Source organism: Streptomyces sp. XY006, assembly GCF_002237655.1.
GTDB lineage: Bacteria > Actinomycetota > Actinomycetes > Streptomycetales > Streptomycetaceae > Streptomyces > Streptomyces levis.
In genome coordinates this window covers 204,092-221,410 of record NZ_NOKT01000002.1, presented here as the reverse complement: position 1 = coordinate 221,410, position 17,319 = coordinate 204,092, and the positions used below count along the sequence as shown (strand labels likewise).

The following is a 17,319-nucleotide window of genomic DNA, read 5'->3' as shown; positions in this document are numbered from 1 at the left end:
AGTGATGCACAGCAGTTCCCTCGCGGCCGCACCCCTGGTCCGTGAACCCGTCCACGCCCCCGTCGCCCATCTCATACGCGGCGGAATCGTCGAAGGCATGCACTACGGCTCCGTCGTCGTCCTCGGCGCCGACGGAGAGGTCCAGCTCCAGATCGGAGACATCGAGGCCGCCTTCTACCCCCGCTCCGCGATCAAGCCCGTCCAGGCCGTTGCCATGGCCCGGGCCGGACTGCCGCTCCACGGCGAGCTGCTGTCGCTGGCCGCGGCCAGCCACTCCGGCGAGGAGCGCCACCTCGCCGGCACCCGGCGCATCCTCGAACTCGCCGGGCTCACCGAGGAGCACCTGCGCAACGTGCCCGACATGCCGTTCGACCCGGCCGTCCGGGACGCCTGGATCCGCGAGGGCCGGGCGCCCTCCCGGCTCGCGCAGAACTGCTCCGGCAAGCACGCGGCCATGCTCTACACCTGCGCCCTCAACGGCTGGCCGCTGGAGGACTACCTTGACCCGGCCCACCCGCTGCAGCAGGCGATCGCCGAGATCGTCGAGGACCTCACCGGGCAGCGGATCGCCCGGGTCACCGTCGACGGCTGCGGCGCGCCCCTGTTCGGCATCTCCCTGCACGGCCTGGCCCGGGCGACCGCCCGGATCGTCTCGGCCGCGCCGGGCACGCCCGAGGCCCGCGTGGCCGACGCGATGCGCGAGCACGCGGAGATGGCCTCCGGCTCCGGGCGGGACGTCGCCGCGCTGATGCGGGCCGTGCCGGGGCTGCTGTCCAAGGACGGCTTCGAGGGTGTGCAGGTCGCCGCGCTGCCCGACGGGCGGGCCGTCGCGGTGAAGATCGCGGACGGGGCGAACCGGGCGCGGGTGCCGGTGACCGCCGCGGCGTTGGCCCGGGCGGGCGTGGATCCGGAGCTGCTCACCGGGTTCGCGGGTGAGCCGCTGCTGGGCGGTGGGCGGGAGGTCGGGCGGGTGCGGCCCGTGCGATCGCTGGAGCCGCTTGCCGGGGCCGCCGTCCGCGCCTGAGCGCGTGCCGGATCTCGCCGTCCGGCGGCTGCGGCGCTTCCGTGGCTGATCGCGCAGTTCCCCGCGCCCCTGACGGGCGCATCCCCGTGCTCCTGGCGGGGCGCTCTCTCCTCTCCGTTCTAGAAAAGGGACCCTCACCCTCATGACCGCCGCCACTCGGTCCGAGCACGACCTGCTCGGGGACCGTGACGTTCCAGCCGACGCCTACTGGGGTGTGCACACCCTGCGGGCCACGGAGAACTTCCCCATCACGGGCACGCCGATCTCCGCCTACCCGCACCTCATCGACGCCCTGGCCGCCGTCAAGGAGGCCGCGGCCCTCGCCAACGAGGAACTCGGGCTGCTGGAGCCGGAGAAGGCCGCCGCGATCGTCGCCGCCTGCCGGGAGATCCGCGAGGGCAAGCTGCACGACCAGTTCGTGGTCGACGTCGTCCAGGGCGGCGCCGGCACCTCCACCAACATGAACGCCAACGAGGTCGTGGCCAACCGGGCCCTTGAACTGCTGGGCCACGCCAAGGGCGAGTACCGGTACCTGCATCCCAACGAGGACGTCAACCTCGGCCAGTCCACCAACGACGTCTATCCCACCGCGGTCAAGATCGCCACGGTGTTCGCGGTACGCGGGCTGCTCGACGCGATGTCCGTGCTGCAGGACGCGTTCGCCCACAAGGCCGTCGAGTTCCGCGACGTGCTCAAGATGGGCCGCACCCAGTTGCAGGACGCGGTGCCCATGACGCTCGGTCAGGAGTTCTCCGCGTACGCCGTCATGCTGGACGAGGACCGGGCCCGGCTCGCCGAGGCCGTCGAGTTGATCCATGAGATCAACCTCGGCGCCACGGCCATCGGCACCGGCCTCAACGCCCCCGCCGGATACGCCGAGTCGGCCCGCCGTCACCTCGCGGCCCTCACCGGTCTGCCCCTGGTGACCGCGGCCAATCTGGTCGAGGCGACCCAGGACTGCGGCGCGTTCGTGCAGATGTCCGGCGTGCTCAAGCGCATCGCCGTCAAGCTCTCCAAGAGCTGCAACGACCTGCGGCTGCTGTCGTCGGGGCCGCGAGCGGGCCTCGGCGAGATCAACCTGCCGCCGGTGCAGGCCGGTTCGTCGATCATGCCCGGCAAGGTCAACCCGGTGATCCCCGAGGTCGTCAACCAGGTCGCCTTCGAGGTGATCGGCAACGACGTCACCATCACCATGGCCGCCGAGGCCGGGCAGCTCCAGCTCAACGCGTTCGAGCCGATCATCCTGCACTCCCTGTCGGAGTCGATCACGCACCTGCGCGCCGCCTGCCTGACGCTGGCCGAGCGCTGCGTGTGGGGCATCACCGCCAACACCGAGGCACTGCGCGCCACGGTCGAGAACTCCATCGGCCTGGTCACCGCCCTCAACCCGCACATCGGCTACACGGCCGCGACCGACATCGCCAAGGAGGCCCTGGCGACCGGCCGGGGCGTGGCCGAACTCGTCCTGGAGAAGGGCCTGCTCCCCGCCGAGGCCCTGGCGGCCCTGCTGCGCCCGGAGGTCCTGGCGGGCAGTGGTGGACAGGCCGTGGTCTGATCCGACCGCCGCGGCCCGGCCGCCCGCTCACCCCTGCCATGGGACGCACACCGACGGGGCGGGGCGAGGAGAGCTCGGCAGCCCCCGGCGCTCCGCCGTTCCGGCGCTCCGGCACGACAACGCGACAAGGACGCCCCGCGCGGGTGCGCCGGCGCGGAGGGACAATGGTGATCATGACGTCGTCGACCACCTTCCAGCCCGTTCTGGAACGCATCGCCGAGGAGATCGAGCGGACCCCGGGCCGCGGCCGGGCCGCCGACTACATCCCGGCGCTCGCGGCCTGCGACCCGCGGAGTTTCGGCATGGCCGTCGCCGAACCCGACGGCACCGTGTACGGGGTGGGGGACTGGCGGCAGCCGTTCTCCGCCCAGTCCATCACCAAGGTCTTCACCCTCGCCCTGGACCTCGCCCGCGAGGGCGACGCCCTGTGGGAACACGTGGGCCGCGAGCCCTCCGGCAACCCGTTCAACTCCCTGGTCCAGCTGGAGTACGAGAACGGCATCCCGCGCAACCCGTTCATCAACGCCGGCGCCCTCGTCGTCACCGACCGGCTGCACACCCGTACCGGCGACGCCTCGGGGGAGCTGCTGGACTTCCTGCGCGCCGAGAGCGGCAACCCGGAGGTGACCTTCGACAAGGAGGTCGCCGCCTCCGAATCCGCCCACGGCGACCGCAACGCCGCGCTCGGCCACTTCATGGCCTCGTACGGCAACATCGACAACCCGGTGCCGGTCCTGCTCGAACAGTACTTCCGGCAGTGCTCCGTCACGGCGTCCTGTGCCGACCTCGCCCTCGCCACGACCTTCCTGGCCCGGCACGGCATACGCGCCGACGGCACCCGGCTGCTCACCCGCAGCCAGGCCAAGCAGATCAACGCGATCATGCTGACCTGCGGCACGTACGACGCGGCCGGAGACTTCGCGTACCGGGTGGGCCTGCCCGGCAAGAGCGGCGTGGGCGGCGGCATCATCGCGGTCGTCCCGGGCCGCTGCGCCCTGTGCGTGTGGAGCCCGGGCCTGGACGAGCGGGGCAACTCGGTGGCGGGAGTGGCGGCCCTGGACAGATTCACCACACTGACGGGCCTGTCGGTGTTCTGAACCCCCGCGAGGCCAACCCCTGATCACCGGCCGGTCACACATCCGCTGCCCGCCGGAGGGCGCCGCGTCGCCCGCGCGCCACCCCGCGTTGACACGCTTCCCGAGTGTTGGCCATGGCTTTCCCCGTCGATCTCCGCCGCTGCCAGATACTCGGTCTGGCCGGCACCGCCTGCCTCGCCCTGGGCGGTGAGACGGCCGGGGCCCTGCCCGTGCGGGACCTCCTCCACCCGGCCTCCGCGCGCGCCGCCCTGGGGCTGGTGGGCGCCTACTTCGGCGTCGTGCTGCTGATCGCGGCCTGGGTGCTGCTGGGCCGCCTGGTCCGGGGCCCCAGACCACCCGCCCCGCGCGCCCTGCTGCTCGTCCTCGCCGCCTGGGCGGCACCCCTGCTGCTGGCGCCGCCGCTGTTCAGCCGGGACGTCTACAGCTACCTCGCCCAGGGAGCCATGGTCGAGGCGCACATGGACGTCTACGCGCACGGGCCGTCCCGGCTCGGCGGCCCGCTCGCCGACGAGGTGGCGCCGCTCTGGCGGCACACCGGCGCCCCGTACGGCCCGGTCTTCCTCGCCGTGGCCGCCGCCCTGTCCGGTCTGACCCGTGGCGAACTGCCCGCCGGGCTCTTCGGGATGCGGCTGGTCGCGCTGGCCGGGGTGGCCCTGATGGCGGCCGCGCTGCCCCGTCTCGCCCGGCACAGCGGCGCCGACCCGTCGGCCGCGCTGTGGCAGGGCGCCCTCAACCCGCTCGTCCTGCTGCACCTGGTCGCCGGCGCCCACAACGACGCCGTCATGCTGGGCCTGCTGGGCATCGGGCTGGTCGCCGCGCTCGGCCGGTGGCCGGTCCTCGGCGCCGTCCTGGTGACGCTGGCCGCGCTGGTCAAGGCGCCCGCCGTGCTCGGCCTGGCCGCCGTCGTCGTCCTGCAGATCCGCGCCGGCCGCAGGCCCGTGCGGGCCCTCGCGGCCACCGCCGTCGCCGCGGCCGGGACGACCGTCGCCGCCACGGCCTTCGCCGGTACCGGGTACGGCTGGATCGGTGCCCTCAACACGCCCGTCTCAGCCCAGAACTGGGCCCTGACCACCCTGCTCGGCCGGGCCACCCGCGCTTTCCTGGAGCACCTCGGCAGTGATCTCGCGCCCCTGGCGATCCCGGTCTGGCACGCCCTGGGCATCGTGGCCGCGGTCGTCGCGATCGCGGTGATCTGGCTGCGGCTGCGGCCCCGGCCGGTGTACGCGCTCGGCCTGAGTCTCGCGACGGTGGCCGCGCTCGGCCCGGCGATCCGGCCCTGGTACGCCCTGTGGGGCCTGTTCCTGATCGCCGCCGCCGCGCCCAGCGGCTCGGTGCGCCACCGCATGGCCGCCGTGACCGGCGTGCTCGCCTTGGGCGTCCTGCCCAGCGGCGGACCGGCGGACACCGGGCAGCTGCTGCTGGCCGTCTCCGGCGGGGCGCTCGCGGTCGTCGTGCTGTGGCAGGCCCACCAGGCCCGGCTCGCCCCGGCGCTGGGACGCGCCGCGTGACCCCGCCGCTGCCGCGCACCGATCGCGGCCGACTGCTGCTGGTCTGCTCCCTGGCCCTGGCGGTCACCGTCTTCACCGCGACCGTGCCCCTGCTGCGCGACTTCTTCGATCTGCGCGTCTACCACGGCAGCATCGACACCTGGGTCCACCACGGCGGCCGGATCTACGACTACCGGGTGCCGGGCACGACGTACGGCTTCACCTATCCGCCGTTCGCCGCGGTCGCCATGCTGCCGATGTCCCTGCTGGACCTGCGCACCGCGATCGCCGCCGCCCTGCTGCTCAACCTGGCCGCCCTCGCCCTGGTCCTGCGCCTGCTGGCGGGCCCGGCGTGGCGGCGGCTCGGCTGGTTCGGCTGGGCCCTGCTCGCGTGCCTGCTCGCGCTGTTCGAACCGCTGCGCGACACCTTCAGCTTCGGGCAGGTGAACGTCCTGCTGCTGGCCCTCGTCCTGACCGACGCGGCCCTGCTGGCGAGCGGACGGGGCCGGTTCGCGGGCGTCGGCATCGGGCTCGCCGCGGCGGTCAAGCTCACCCCGGCGCTGTTCATCGGACTGCTGCTGGTGGCCCGGCGGTGGCGTGCCGCCGCGCTTGCCACGGCCGTCGCCCTTGCCGCCACGGCCCTCGCCGCCCTTATCGACCCGGACGCCTCGCGCTTCTACTGGACCACGGCGCTGTGGGACACCGACCGGGTGGGCCGGCTCGCCTACGTCTCGAACCAGTCCGTGCAGGGAATCCTGGCCCGGCTCGGCGAACCGGACCGTGCGGTGTGGGCGGCGGCGGTCCTGCCGGTCCTCGGCGTGTGGGCCGTGCGGGCGCGCAGGGCCGTGGCGGCGGGCGACTGGACGGCCGCGTTCGCCCTGACCGGCCTCGCCGCCTGCCTCGTCAGCCCCATCACGTGGGTGCACCACCTGGTCTGGCTGCTGCCGTCCTTCGCCGTACTGGTCCGGACCGGACACGTCCGCGTCGCGGGCGCCCTGTACGCGGTGCTGTGCACCAGCGTCGTCTGGCTGTGGTTCGACGACGCGTCCGGAATCGACGGGTTCCTCGGCGGCAGCCTGTACGCGTGGATCACCCTCGGCCTGCTGCTGCGGCTGCCGGCCGGTCAGCTCCGCCCGGGCCTGCGCACCGGGAGCCGCAGCACCAGCACCACGACCGAGGCGCCCACACCGGCCGCTCCGGCGATCAGCCCCGCCTCCGTCCAGACGGACCCAGGCTCCCTCGGCACGGTCGCCGCGGCCGCGGGCACGGCCGTCACCTCCGTGCGCGCGGGCGGACGCGGCACCGCCAGCGAGCCCACCGGTTCGACCCTCGCGGCCGACCCGAACCCCCAGTCGAGCAGCGACCGCGCCTCCTCGTAGACGGCGGAGCCGTCGCCCTCCTGAGGGTTCATCACCGTCACGACGAGGGTGCGGCCGTCCCGCCGCGCCGCGGCGACGAGCGTGCTGCCGGCCTTGCTGGTGTAGCCGTTCTTGATGCCGATCAGCCCCCGGTACGGCTTCACCCCGCGGGCGCCGCTCAGCAGCCGGTTGGTGTTGCGGATCGGGTAGGACCAGCGGCCGCCGCCCGGGAACCTCGCCTCGACCGTGGCGCAGTAGCGCGCGAAGTCCGGGTTGCGCAGCCCCGCCGCCCCGAACACGGCCAGGTCGAACGCCGACGACACCTGGCCCGGGGCGTCGTAGCCGTCCGGCGACACCACGCGCGTGTCGAAGGCGCCGAGGGAACGGGCCTTGACCTGCATCCGCTCGGCGGTGGTTCGCCAGCCGCCGTTGAGCTCCGCCAGGACGCGCACGGCGTCGTTGCCGGAGTTGAGGAAGACACCGCGCCACAGGTCGGCGACCCGGTACGTCCGCCCCTCGGCGACCCCGACCAGGCTGCTGCCGGCCCCGATGCCGCGCAGCTCCTCCGCGCGGACCGTGTGCCGGATGCCCGCCGGCAGGGACGGCAGCACCGTGAGGGCGAACAGGGTCTTCAGGGTGCTGGCCGGCGGGAGCCTGCGGTGGGCGTTGCGGGCGGCGAGCACCTCGCCGGTGCGGGCGTCGGCCACCACCCAGGACAGGGCGGAGACCTTGGGCAGGCGGGGTGCGCCGGCGCGCGGGCGCACGTGCAGGCCGGGCCGGTGCAGCAGCGAGGGGTGCGGGGCCGCCGCCCGCGGCGCGGCCGGCGCGGTGGGCTCCGCGCCGCCGGGTTCGGCCGCGGCGGCGGGCATCACGACGAGGAGCCCCGCCACACAGAGCGCCCCGGCCGACACGGCCACCCGGGAAGAGAATCCGATGATCATACGATCAACGTAGAAACGCTCGCCCTGCGCACGGCGACGACGGGGCCGAACACACCCGGCGAGCACCCGGATGCCGCACGGGTCACGTCAGCCGGCCAGGTCCGCGAGCAGCCGCACCGCCGCCTCCCGGGTCTCCTCGTCACCGTCGCGCTCCGCGCGGTCCCCGAGGGCGGCGATCGTCTCCGTGCGCTCCGGCCAGGCCAGGGCGAGCATGTGCAGCACCTTCCGGCGGACGACGGCATCGGGATCCACCCCCGCCCGCCCGGCGGCAACCCCACACGCCTCCTCACCACCGACGAGTGCCCAGCGGCGCAGGGCGTGGAAACGGACGTCGGGATCCGGGTCCTCCGAGGCGAGAGTGTGGAACAGGCTCCGGACGCCGGGGTGGTGGGGCCAGTGCAGGCCAAGCGTCCGGACCGCGTTGAACCGGGTGTCGACGCGCTCATGGTGCAGGGCCGCGTCCCGCAGCAGGTCACGCACGTCGTCCCGGCGCGGCCAGTGCTTGCGCAAGGTGTTGAGAACGACCATGGACGAGTACGGTGCCGTCGTGTCGCGGGCGGCGCGGACCACGACCTCCCGGACGTCGTCCCGGTCGAACCACCGTTTGGCCAAGGTTTTGAGGACGTAGGCGCGCGAGCCGTGCTCGTCGTCCGGCCGGCAGGCCAGGCGCACGAGGGACGCACGCATCTCGTCCCAGTCCGGCCACACGTCCTCGAGCAGGTCCAGTGCCAGGCCCCGCCCGATGCCCTCCGGGATGTCGGGCGCCCGCACGAGCAGGTCCCGGACGTCGGAGTGCCCGTGCCAGAGGCGGGTCAGCTCCGACAGCACCAGGCTGAAGGTCAGCGGTGACAGCGCGGCCATGTCGATGCGGAGCAGCAGATCCCGAACGTCCGGGTGGTCCGGCCACTGCTCTGCCAACTGGGCGACGGCGTCGTTCCCATGCGGTGTCGTGAGGTCACGCGCCGCCGCCAGCAGCAGCTCGCGCCCACCGTCGTGCTCGAACCGGTCACGGCGGACCAGCCGGATCGCGGCTCCCCGGACGCCGGGGTCGGGGTCGTCCCCGGCGAGCCGCAGCACGATCTCCTGAAGGTCCTCCGGCCAGGATCGCTGCTCGGCGAGCGTGTCCAGGGCGGCGCGCCGGACGTCCGTCTCCGCGTCCTCGGCGGCTCGCAGGATCTCGCGATGCACCCGTTCGTCTCCGGGCCACCCTCTGCCGAGCACCCGAAGGGCATACAGACGGTCGCGTGGACGGCGGGTGTCGGCGCACCGCAGCAGGGCGAGATCGCGCACCCGGTCGTCGCCGGGGAGGTGTTCGCTGAGTGTCCACAGGGCCGTCTCACGCTCCTCGGCCTGCCCGGCCTGGACCGCGCGGGTGCTGAGGAACGTGCGGACCTCCTCGTGCTGGCGGCCGTACTCGCCCAGCATCCGCAACGCCAACCGACGCACGTGCCCGTCAGGGTCCTCGACCGCCCGGGACATCACGAGACGACGGATGGCCTCGTGTTCGTCCGACCACCTCCCCAACTCGCGCAGGAGCAGAGAGCGGCACGTCACGTCCGGTTCCTCGGCCGCCGCCCGTTCCACCGAGCGGAGCGCAGCAACATCGTCGGGGCGCAGCCGGATCAGGACGGTGAGTGCCTCACAGCGTGTACGGGCGTCCGGCTCGTCCGCGGCGCGCGCCGCCACGAGCGAGCGGACCTCCTCGCTGTCCGGCCACACGTCCGCCAGCACATCCAGCGCCGTGGAGCGCAGGTGCTGTTGCGGCTCGTGTTCCGCCATGTGTTGCAGGAGGTCGCGGACCTCGGTGTCGTCGGGGAACCGCTGCGCCCAGGTGTAGAGGAAGCGCAGCCGGTCGATGCCGTAGTAGCTGCGGCGTGCCAGGGCGGCGAGGTCGTCGCGGCCGAGGCGGAGCGCGCAGACGGTGTCGGTGGGCTCCTCGCTGGGCGAGAACTGCCCGCTGATCCGGAACCAGTCGACCAGCCTCCGGTGCCCGGTCCAGTGCGGACTGAACGAACCGAGGGCCGGTACCGCCTCGTCGAGAAGCCACGGACCCTTGCGCCCGCGCGCGTCGAGCGCCCGGGTCGCGGCGTCGACGACCGCCGCGCTCTGCGCGGACAGCTCGCGCAGCTTGCCCGTCTCGGCCAGCATCCGCAGGGCGAGGGCCACATGGGAGGCATCCTGGTCCGGTCTCGCCTCGTGCAGCGCGAGCAGCCGGTCGACGGCCGCGCCGACCGTGGCCGTGCCGATCTGCCCGGCGAGCAACAACAGCACCTCGTGCCACGCGGGGTCCTGCGCCCGCCCGGCGATCACCTGCTCGACGAGCTCCTCGGGCGTCCACGCCCGGTCCTCCTTGTACCGGTGGGCGATGTCGGCCGCCGCCAGGTGCTCCAGGAAGGCGCGGTGCACGAATCCGTACACGTCGCCGCCGTAGCGGGACAGGATGAAGTTGCGCTCGTGCAGTTGGGCGACCATCGCGCGGGCCGCCGCTGTGGCGTGCACCGGCGGCAGTTCGTACTGCTGGAGGTAGTCGCGGAAGACGCGTTCCAGGTCGGGTCCGTGGATGTGGTTCCCCGCGATGCCGCTGTGTCCCTCCTGCATCGCCCGGGCCAGCAGCCGGAGCAGTTCCACGCGTTCGTCGGGACCGAGCACGTCGAGGGCCTCGGCGACCGGCGCGGGCAACGGTGCCTTGAGGAGTTTCGCCGCCTGGTCCCAGTGCGAGACCAGCACGGTGACGGCGTGCTCGTACACGCTCCGCCGGTTGTGCGGCAGCGTCTGCCGGCGCCCGATGATGGCCAGGACGGTCAGCAGGAGCGGATTGCCCGCCATCTCCCGCAGGGGGCGTGAGTCCTGCACGGCCGAGGTGAGCCGTTCGACGAGCCGTCCGGCCTGGAGCGGGTCGCCCGGGCAGGAGACGCGGTACCAGCTGCGGACGAACGCCCCGATCCGCTCCTCGTCCAGGTCCTGGAGCATGAAGTGGGTGAAGCCCGCGCCCTCCAGCAGGGCACGCTGATAGCCGATCACGCGGGAGGTCACCACGATCCGCGCGGAGGGCCGCCGCACGGCGAACGCGGCGATGCGCTCCGCGGTCCGGGCGCGCACCTTGGGGTCGAAGAGTTCGTCGAGCCCGTCGAAGACGACCAGGGCCCGGCCGCTCGCGAGCAGTTCCTCCAGGACCGGCCGGGGCACGGACTGGGCGTAGTCGTCGTGCAGGTGGGTCAGGAAGTCCTCGAAGCCGCTGTGCCGCCACTGCTCCTCCGCGTACCGGCGCAGCTCGATCACCAGCGGCACCCGGCCCGCCAGTGCGGGCGGCTGATCCGGGGCCCCGCCGAGGGCCAGGGTCAGGCTCAGGTGACGCACCAGGGTGGACTTGCCCGCTCCGGGGTCGCCGAGGACGACCAGCAGCCGGTTGGCCGGTGCGGCCAGTACATCGAGGACGTCCTGTTCGGGGCGTCGCAGATAGGACTCCCGCAGGGCCGCGAAGGACGTGTCGTCCACGCCCGGCGGCAGCGCCCCCCGGTCCGGCAGTTCCCCGGCCTCGGCCAGCCGCCTGAGCAGTTCCCTGGGCAGTTCCACGGGCGGCAGCTCGGCCCGCACGGTCGGTGTGACGAAGACGTCGCGCAGTTCCACGGCCGGGTGATCGTCCGGCAGCGGAGTGAGGACCTCCAGGTCCAGTCGTCCGTAGAGGTGCGCGAGCTGCCCGGCGTACACGGCCACCGCCGTGGCGATCTCCTCCTCGGAGGGTGCGGCGGCCGGGGACGGCGTGGGCTGGACGAACTGCTTCTCGACGATGGTGACGCCGTCGCCGGAGACGACGGTGCGCGCGTTCCCGCCGATGGCGATCGCCCGTTCCGCACTCGCCCGCACCGACGTGGCCGGCGGCGTCGTGCCGTCCTCGCGGTCCGCGCCTCGTGCCGTGTCGCTGCCGGCCATGTGCCCCCCAAGCGCCGAGCGTCGTAGGGCCACAACCTAGCGGTCACGCGCCGCGCCCGTGCCGGACTCGTGCCCTTCGGTGAGGGACCGTCAACTCGCGGGCAGCGTCGGCTGGATGCGGCGCAGGAACGTCGCGTTGTCCGGTGTCTCGCGCAGGCGTTCCAGAAGGGTTTCCAGGGCGCCCTGGCCGTCGCGGTGGTGCAGGACCCGGCGCAGGCCGTGCAGGGCCGTCAACTCGGCCGGGGGGAGGAGGAGTTCCTCGCGGCGGGTGCCGGAGGGGGTGATGTCGACGGCCGGGAAGAGCCGGCGGGAGGCCGGCTCGCGGCTCAGGCGGAGTTCCATGTTGCCGGTGCTCTTGAGCTCTTCGAAGTAGTAGTCGTCGGCTCGGGAGCCGGTCTCCACGAGGGCGGTCGCGAGGATCGTGAGGGAGCCGCCCTCCTCGGCCGTGCGGGCGGCGCCGAAGAAGCGCTTGGGCCCGGCCAGCGCCGAGGCGTCGACACCCCCGGTGAGGATGCGGCCGCCGGATCCCGCGGCGTTGTTGTGCGCCCGGCAGAGCCGGGTCAGCGAGTCGAGGAGGAGGACGACGTCCTCACCCGCCTCGACGCGCCGCTTGGCCCGCTCGACGACGAGTTCGGCGAGCGCGATGTGCTGCCGGGCGGTGCGGTCGAAGGTGGAGGCGTAGACCTCGCCGCGCACGCCGCGCCGCATGTCCGTGACCTCCTCGGGGCGCTCGTCGAGCAGCAGCACCATCAGCCGGCACTCGGGATGGTTGCCGGCCACGGCCGCCGCGAGCTGCTGGAGGAGGACGGTCTTGCCGGTCTTGGGCGGGGCCACGAGGAGCCCGCGCTGGCCCTTGCCGACGGGTGCGATCAGGTCGACGACGCGTCCGGCCGCTCCGGCGGCGGGGTGTTCGAGGCGCAGCCGCTCGTGCGGGTGCAGCGGTGTCAGATCGCGGAAGTGGCGCCGGCCGCGCAGCGCGTCGGGGCCGGCGCCGTCGACCCGTTCGACCTCGGTGAGGCCGCCCCGGTCGCCGCGTACGCCTTCGACGAGGTCGCCCTTGCGCAGGCCGTGCCGGCGGATCAGCGCGGGGGAGACGGCGATGTCGGCGGGGGTGGGCAGGAGGTCGCCGCCGCGCAGGTGTCCCTTCCCGTTCGTGTCGATGTCCAGGACGCCGATGACGGGTCGGGGCGTGGTCCGCCGCTGTCCGGGCGGGGTTTCGAGGGTGGTGGTCATGGTGGTGTGTCCTTCCGGGGACGGGATGGCATGAGACATGCGAAGGGGAGGGAGAGAGCCGCGAGGGGAGGGCCTTGGGGCACGCCTCCGTGCGGCGGGGAACAGCACCGGGAACACGACGGGATCCGTCGTGGTGCTGGGAGAGATGAAGAAGAGGTGTTGCTGGAGGAACTGGCACCGGCGCCCGCAAGAGGGGGCAAGCACACGTGCTGTTCGGCACGTTACCACGCCGGGCGGCGCCAGGGGAACGGGAAGCGGGTCAGCGTGTCGCCAGCAGCCCGTACAGCAGCGGGATCCGCGGCTCCGGGAGCCGCCACCAGCCGGACTCCGTGCGGACCATGTGCGGCCAGCGCGGCCAGGGAAGTTCGTCGCCCTCACGCAGACGCCGCACGCTGAGCCCCGCATCCGTCAACGCGTTGACGACCTCGCCCATTCCGTGCATCCACTCGTAACTGTCCGTGGCGCCCTCGACGGGCGGGCCGTCCGTGTACGTGTGGGTGGCGTCGCGGCGCACGGGACCGCCGCCGCCCAGGTAGTCGTGGCGCAGCAGCAGCTCGGGGCCTTCGCCCGGGGCCGGTTTCGGGCCGAGGGAGTTGAGCAGCGGGTGGAACTCGACGACGTACAGGCTGCCGCCCGGCCGTAGGAGCCGGCCGACGGTCCGGGCCCAGCGGTCCAGGTCGGGCAGGTAGCACAGGGCGCCCTTGCCGGTGTACACGACGTCGAACCGCCGTCCGTCCAGGGCCTCGACGGCGTCGTACACATTGGCCCGGACGTAGGTCACGTCGGCCCCGGCCCTCGCCGCGATGCCGTTCGCGGCGGCCACGGACGCCGCGGAGAAGTCGAGCCCCACGGCCCGGGCCCCGCGCCGGGCGAAGGCGATCGTCTCCGTGCCGAGATGGCACTGCAGGTGGAGCACGTCACGGCCGGCCAGCTCGCCGAGGTCCTCCCACTCGAACGGGGCGAACCAGCGCTCGGGATCGAGGTCCTGGTCGAGGCCGTAGAACCGGCTGGCGAGGTGGACGGGCGTGCGGGCGTCCCAGTTGGCCTGGTTGGCCCGCATCAGCCGGTCGTGCTCGGCGGACGTCATGGGGACATCCAACCGCGAACCGACCCCGGGCGGCGGGGGAACACGGGAAACGGACCGGCGTGGTGCCCGGCACGCGCCGCCGAACGCCGGAGGCGGACCCCGCGTGGTCCTGGCGTGCGCCGCCGAGCGCGGGAAACGGACCTCGCGTGGTGCCCGGCGCGCGCCGCCGAACGCCGGAGACGGACCTCGCGAGCCGTCCGTCACACCGCGCGGGCCCTGGCCTCCTCCGCGATCCGTTCGAACTGCTCTCCCATGGCCGCCGCCAGCGCCTGCGCGCCCGACAGGGGGCGCACCATGACGGTGAACTCGTCGATGAGCCCGTCGTCGTCGACGTGGATGAAGTCGCAGCCGTTGATCTCCCGGTCACCCACCCGCGCGGTGAAGACCAGGGCGTGGTCACGGCCGCCCGCGTCGTTGATCTCGCGCACGTAGCGGAAGTCCTGGAAGACACCGGAGACGGCGCGCAGGATCGCCCCCGTGATCGCCTTGCCGGTGTACGGCTTGAACACCACCGGGCTGGTGAAGACGACGTCCGGCGCCAGCAGCGCCTCGGCGGCGTCCAGGTCGAGCGCCTCGACCGCCTCACGGAATGCACGCATCGCAACCGCCTTATTCAACTAGTTGAGTAGGTGCGGAGTAGATTAGTCAACCGTTGATACGGTGTCCACATGTCTCTCAAGTACGCCGTCCTGGCCGCCCTCCTGGAGGGCGAGGCGTCGGGCTACGAGCTGTCGAAGGTGTTCGACGTGTCGCTCGCCAACTTCTGGGCGGCGACCCCGCAACAGCTCTACCGGGAGCTGGAGCGCCTCGCCGGGGAGGGCCTGATCCAGGCCCGCGTCGTACGGCAGGAGCGGCGGCCCGACAAACGCATGTTCACGCTGACCGCGGCCGGCCGCCACGACCTGGACACGTTCGCCGCCACACCGCCCCGGCGGCCCACCGCCATCCGCGACGAACTGCTCATCAAGATCCAGGCGATGGACGGCGCCGACCCCGAGGACACCCGGGCGCTGGTCGAGGAGCGCGAGGCGTGGGCGCGCGGCAAGCTGGCCCGCTACCTGCGCGTCCGCGAGCGCCTGCTGGCCGGCCGCGGTGAGGAGGAGTACCTGCGGGAGGCCGACCGCGTCGGCCCCTACCTGACCCTGCTGGCGGGCATCGCCCTGGAGGAGGAGAACCTCCGCTGGTGCGCGCGCGTGCGGGAGGTCCTGGACCGGCGCGCCGCCCGGGGCGAGCGGCCGCGCCCTCCGGCTCAGGACGGCACGCGATAAGTCAGGTGCGTGACCTGGCTCGCGGACCGGGAGCGCACCTGCTCCAGGTCCAGCGGCGGGACGCCGTCGAACAGCCGTGTGCCCGCGCCGAGCGTGCAGGGCACGAGGTGCAGCCGCAGCTCGTCGACCAGGCCGGCGGCCAGGTACTGATTGACGGTGGTCGCCCCGCCGAGCACGCAGACCTCGCCGTCTCCGGCGGCCTCGCGGGCCCGGGCCAGGGCCGCTGCGACGCCGTCCGTGACGAAGTGGAACGTGGTGCCACCGTCCATCGTCTGCGGCGCGCGGGCGTGGTGCGTGAGCACGAAGACCGGCGCGTGGAACGGCGGGTTCTCGCCCCACCAGCCGTTCCAGGGCCGGTCCCAGGCGCCGCGCACCGGGCCGAACATGTTGCGGCCCATGACGTAGGCCGCGGCGCTGTTCAGCCGGGCGAGCTCGGCCCGGTTCTCCTGGGGGGTGTCGAACATCCAGGCGTGCAGTCTGCCGCCCGTGCCGTCCCCGCCGTCGTCGCCGAAGGGGCGTTCCTCGCTCTGGTGCAGCCCTGCCGCGAACCCGTCCGCCGAGATCGTGAGGTCGCAGCTCACCCGGCCCGTGCGTGCGGTCATCGCCCACTCCTTCCCGTCACGGCCCGGGGCTGTCCGCGCAGTGCTCCGGGACGGCGCGGGGCAGCCCGTAGGCTGAGCCGATGTTCAGCCCTGAAGGTCCCAGTGTGCGCGAGCTCGCCGTCCAGGCCCTGTCGTCCGTCCCACGCGGCTACGACCTCCTCGCGCCGAAGTTCGACCACACGCCCTTCCGGACCCCCGACTCGGTGCTGGACGCCGTCGAATCGGCCCTGCGCCCGATGGGACCCTTCGCCACCGGGCTCGACCTGTGCTGCGGCACCGGGGCGGGGACCGGTGTGCTGACGCGGCTGTGCGGGGAGCACGTCACCGGGGCCGACTTCAGCGCCGGCATGCTCGACGTCGCGCGGGAACGGATCCGGCCCGACGGGCCGCCGGTCTCCTGGGTCCGGGCCGACGCCCGTGCCCTGCCGTTCGCGCCCGCCTTCGACCTGGTGGTGAGCTTCGGGGCCTTCGGGCACTTCCTGCCGCGTGAACTGCCCGGGCTGTTCGCGCAGGTCCGCTCGGTGCTGCGGCCGGGTGGCCGGTTCGCGTTCCCGCTGGTCGCCCCGCCCCGCCCGGGCAGCCGCGGCTACTGGGCGCTGCTCGGCTTCGACACGGTGATGCGGGTGCGCAACGCGCTGTGGCGGCCGCCGTTCGTCATGTACTACCGCACGTTCCGGCTCGGGGACGTACGGCGTGAGCTCGCCCGGGCCGGTTTCCGGGTGGAGCTGTACGCCTTGCCGGAGTTCGGGCGGCGACGCGACGGCAGCCCTCGGGTGCGTCTCGTCGTGGCCCGAACCCCGGACGGACCGGCGGCTCCGGGCGGGCCGACGGAGCCGGACGGAGCGGCGGAGCCGGACGGAGCGGCGGAGCCGGATGGGCCGGGCGGGCCGGTCAGCCGCGGATGAAGGCGAGCAGATCGTCGTTGAACGCCTTCTCGAAGTCGCCCACCAGGCCGTGCGGGGCGCCCTCGTAGACCTTCAGCGTCGCGTCCTTCACGAGCTGCGCGGTCCGCTTCGCCGAGGCGGCGATCGGCACGATCTGGTCGTCGTCACCGTGCGCGACCAGCGTCGGTACGTCGATCCGCGACAGATCCCCGGTGAAGTCGGTCTCCGAGAACTGCGCGACGCAGTCGTAGGCGCCCTTCAGGCCGGCCTGCATGCTCCACATCCAGAACGCCCGCCGCACGCCCTCCGAGACGGAGGCGCCGGGCCGGTTGAAGCCGTAGAAGCTTTCGCTCAGCTCCCAGTAGAACTGCGAGCGGTCCGCCTCCACGGCCGCCCGGATCCCGTCGAAGGCCTCCTTCGGCGTGCCCTCGGGGTTGTCGTCGGTGCGCAGCATCAGCGGCGGCACCGCGCCCAGCAGTACGGCCTTGGCGACCCGGCCGGTGCCGTGCCGCCCGATGTAGCGGGCCACCTCGCCGCCGCCGGTCGAATGGCCCACCAGCACCGCGTCGTCGAGGTTCAGCGACTCGATCAGCTCGGCCAGGTCGTCGGCGTACCGGTCCATGTTGTTGCCCTGCCACGGCTGGCCGGAGCGGCCGTGGCCGCGGCGGTCGTGGGCGATGGCGCGGAACCCGTTCTCGGCGACCAGGCGCGCCTGCCGGTCCCACGCGTCCGCGTTGAGCGGCCAGCCGTGGCTGAACACCACGGGCCGGCCCTCACCCCAGTCCTTGTAGTAGATCTCGGTTCCGTCGGACGTGGTGAACCTGCTCATGGGGATTCCTCTCTCCGGGATCGT

The 17,319-nt window shown here is 73.4% G+C and carries 13 protein-coding genes and 1 pseudogene; 7 read left to right on the top strand and 7 right to left on the bottom strand.

All coding sequences use genetic code 11. From position 1 onward, the window contains the following. Positions 1 to 4 precede the first annotated feature (4 nt). From CHR28_RS03625 to CHR28_RS03605, 5 genes are all read left to right on the top strand, one after another. A complete protein-coding gene (locus CHR28_RS03625; RefSeq protein WP_094051955.1) occupies positions 5 to 1,024 on the top strand; it encodes an asparaginase in 1,020 nt (339 codons plus the stop codon). 142 nt (positions 1,025 to 1,166) lie between these two features. After that, positions 1,167 to 2,579, top strand: coding sequence for an aspartate ammonia-lyase (aspA, locus tag CHR28_RS03620; RefSeq protein ID WP_094051954.1), 1,413 nt, complete (start codon positions 1,167 to 1,169; stop codon positions 2,577 to 2,579). 164 nt (positions 2,580 to 2,743) lie between these two features. Then, positions 2,744 to 3,676, top strand: a complete 933-nt coding sequence (locus tag CHR28_RS03615) for a glutaminase (RefSeq protein WP_094051953.1) — start codon at positions 2,744 to 2,746, stop codon at positions 3,674 to 3,676. A gap of 113 nt (positions 3,677 to 3,789) precedes the next feature. After that, complete coding sequence (gene mptB, locus CHR28_RS03610) at positions 3,790 to 5,184, top strand: polyprenol phosphomannose-dependent alpha 1,6 mannosyltransferase MptB (RefSeq protein ID WP_094051952.1); 1,395 nt, start codon at positions 3,790 to 3,792, stop codon at positions 5,182 to 5,184. Continuing rightward, positions 5,181 to 6,542 (top strand): glycosyltransferase 87 family protein, encoded by a 1,362-nt coding sequence (locus CHR28_RS03605; protein WP_094051951.1) that lies wholly within the window; start codon positions 5,181 to 5,183, stop codon positions 6,540 to 6,542. The genes mptB and CHR28_RS03605 overlap by 4 nt, the downstream gene beginning before the upstream one ends. A gap of 83 nt (positions 6,543 to 6,625) precedes the next feature. Here CHR28_RS03605 and CHR28_RS38145 read toward each other — a convergent pair. The 5 genes and pseudogenes from CHR28_RS38145 to CHR28_RS03580 form a co-directional block, all read right to left on the bottom strand. Then, positions 6,626 to 7,390, bottom strand: a pseudogene (locus CHR28_RS38145) (D-alanyl-D-alanine carboxypeptidase family protein); the annotation flags it as partial. Between the two features lie 159 nt (positions 7,391 to 7,549). Further along, on the bottom strand, positions 7,550 to 11,392 hold the full coding sequence (locus tag CHR28_RS03595) for a HEAT repeat domain-containing protein (RefSeq protein WP_094051949.1): 3,843 nt from the start codon (positions 11,390 to 11,392) through the stop codon (positions 7,550 to 7,552). Between the two features lie 90 nt (positions 11,393 to 11,482). Next, positions 11,483 to 12,742 carry a transcription termination factor Rho gene (gene rho, locus CHR28_RS03590; RefSeq protein ID WP_094051948.1) on the bottom strand — a complete coding sequence of 420 codons (1,260 nt, stop codon included), beginning with the start codon at positions 12,740 to 12,742 and terminating at the stop codon, positions 11,483 to 11,485. A 142-nt stretch (positions 12,743 to 12,884) separates the two neighbouring features. Next, entirely contained in the window at positions 12,885 to 13,712 is an 828-nt protein-coding gene (locus CHR28_RS03585; RefSeq protein WP_094051947.1) for a class I SAM-dependent methyltransferase, read from the bottom strand. Positions 13,713 to 13,912: 200 nt separating this feature from the next. After that, on the bottom strand, positions 13,913 to 14,311 hold the full coding sequence (locus tag CHR28_RS03580) for a nuclear transport factor 2 family protein (RefSeq protein WP_094051946.1): 399 nt from the start codon (positions 14,309 to 14,311) through the stop codon (positions 13,913 to 13,915). 69 nt (positions 14,312 to 14,380) lie between these two features. Here CHR28_RS03580 and CHR28_RS03575 point away from each other — a divergent pair, with 69 nt between their 5' ends. Continuing rightward, a complete protein-coding gene (locus CHR28_RS03575) occupies positions 14,381 to 14,980 on the top strand; it encodes a PadR family transcriptional regulator (protein ID WP_094051945.1) in 600 nt (199 codons plus the stop codon). On the opposite strand, the gene CHR28_RS03570 is transcribed toward CHR28_RS03575, so the two are convergent. Beyond that, positions 14,962 to 15,582 carry a dihydrofolate reductase family protein gene (locus CHR28_RS03570; RefSeq protein WP_094051944.1) on the bottom strand — a complete coding sequence of 207 codons (621 nt, stop codon included), beginning with the start codon at positions 15,580 to 15,582 and terminating at the stop codon, positions 14,962 to 14,964. The two genes, CHR28_RS03575 and CHR28_RS03570, sit on opposite strands and share 19 nt — an antisense overlap. An 80-nt stretch (positions 15,583 to 15,662) precedes the next feature. Between CHR28_RS03570 and CHR28_RS03565 the strand changes: the two genes are divergently transcribed. Next, positions 15,663 to 16,487 carry a class I SAM-dependent methyltransferase gene (locus tag CHR28_RS03565; RefSeq protein WP_094051943.1) on the top strand — a complete coding sequence of 275 codons (825 nt, stop codon included), beginning with the start codon at positions 15,663 to 15,665 and terminating at the stop codon, positions 16,485 to 16,487. Here the strand turns inward: CHR28_RS03565 and CHR28_RS03560 are convergent. Then, positions 16,474 to 17,295 (bottom strand): alpha/beta fold hydrolase, encoded by an 822-nt coding sequence (locus CHR28_RS03560; RefSeq protein ID WP_094051942.1) that lies wholly within the window; start codon positions 17,293 to 17,295, stop codon positions 16,474 to 16,476. The two genes, CHR28_RS03565 and CHR28_RS03560, sit on opposite strands and share 14 nt — an antisense overlap. Positions 17,296 to 17,319: the final 24 nt, after the last annotated feature.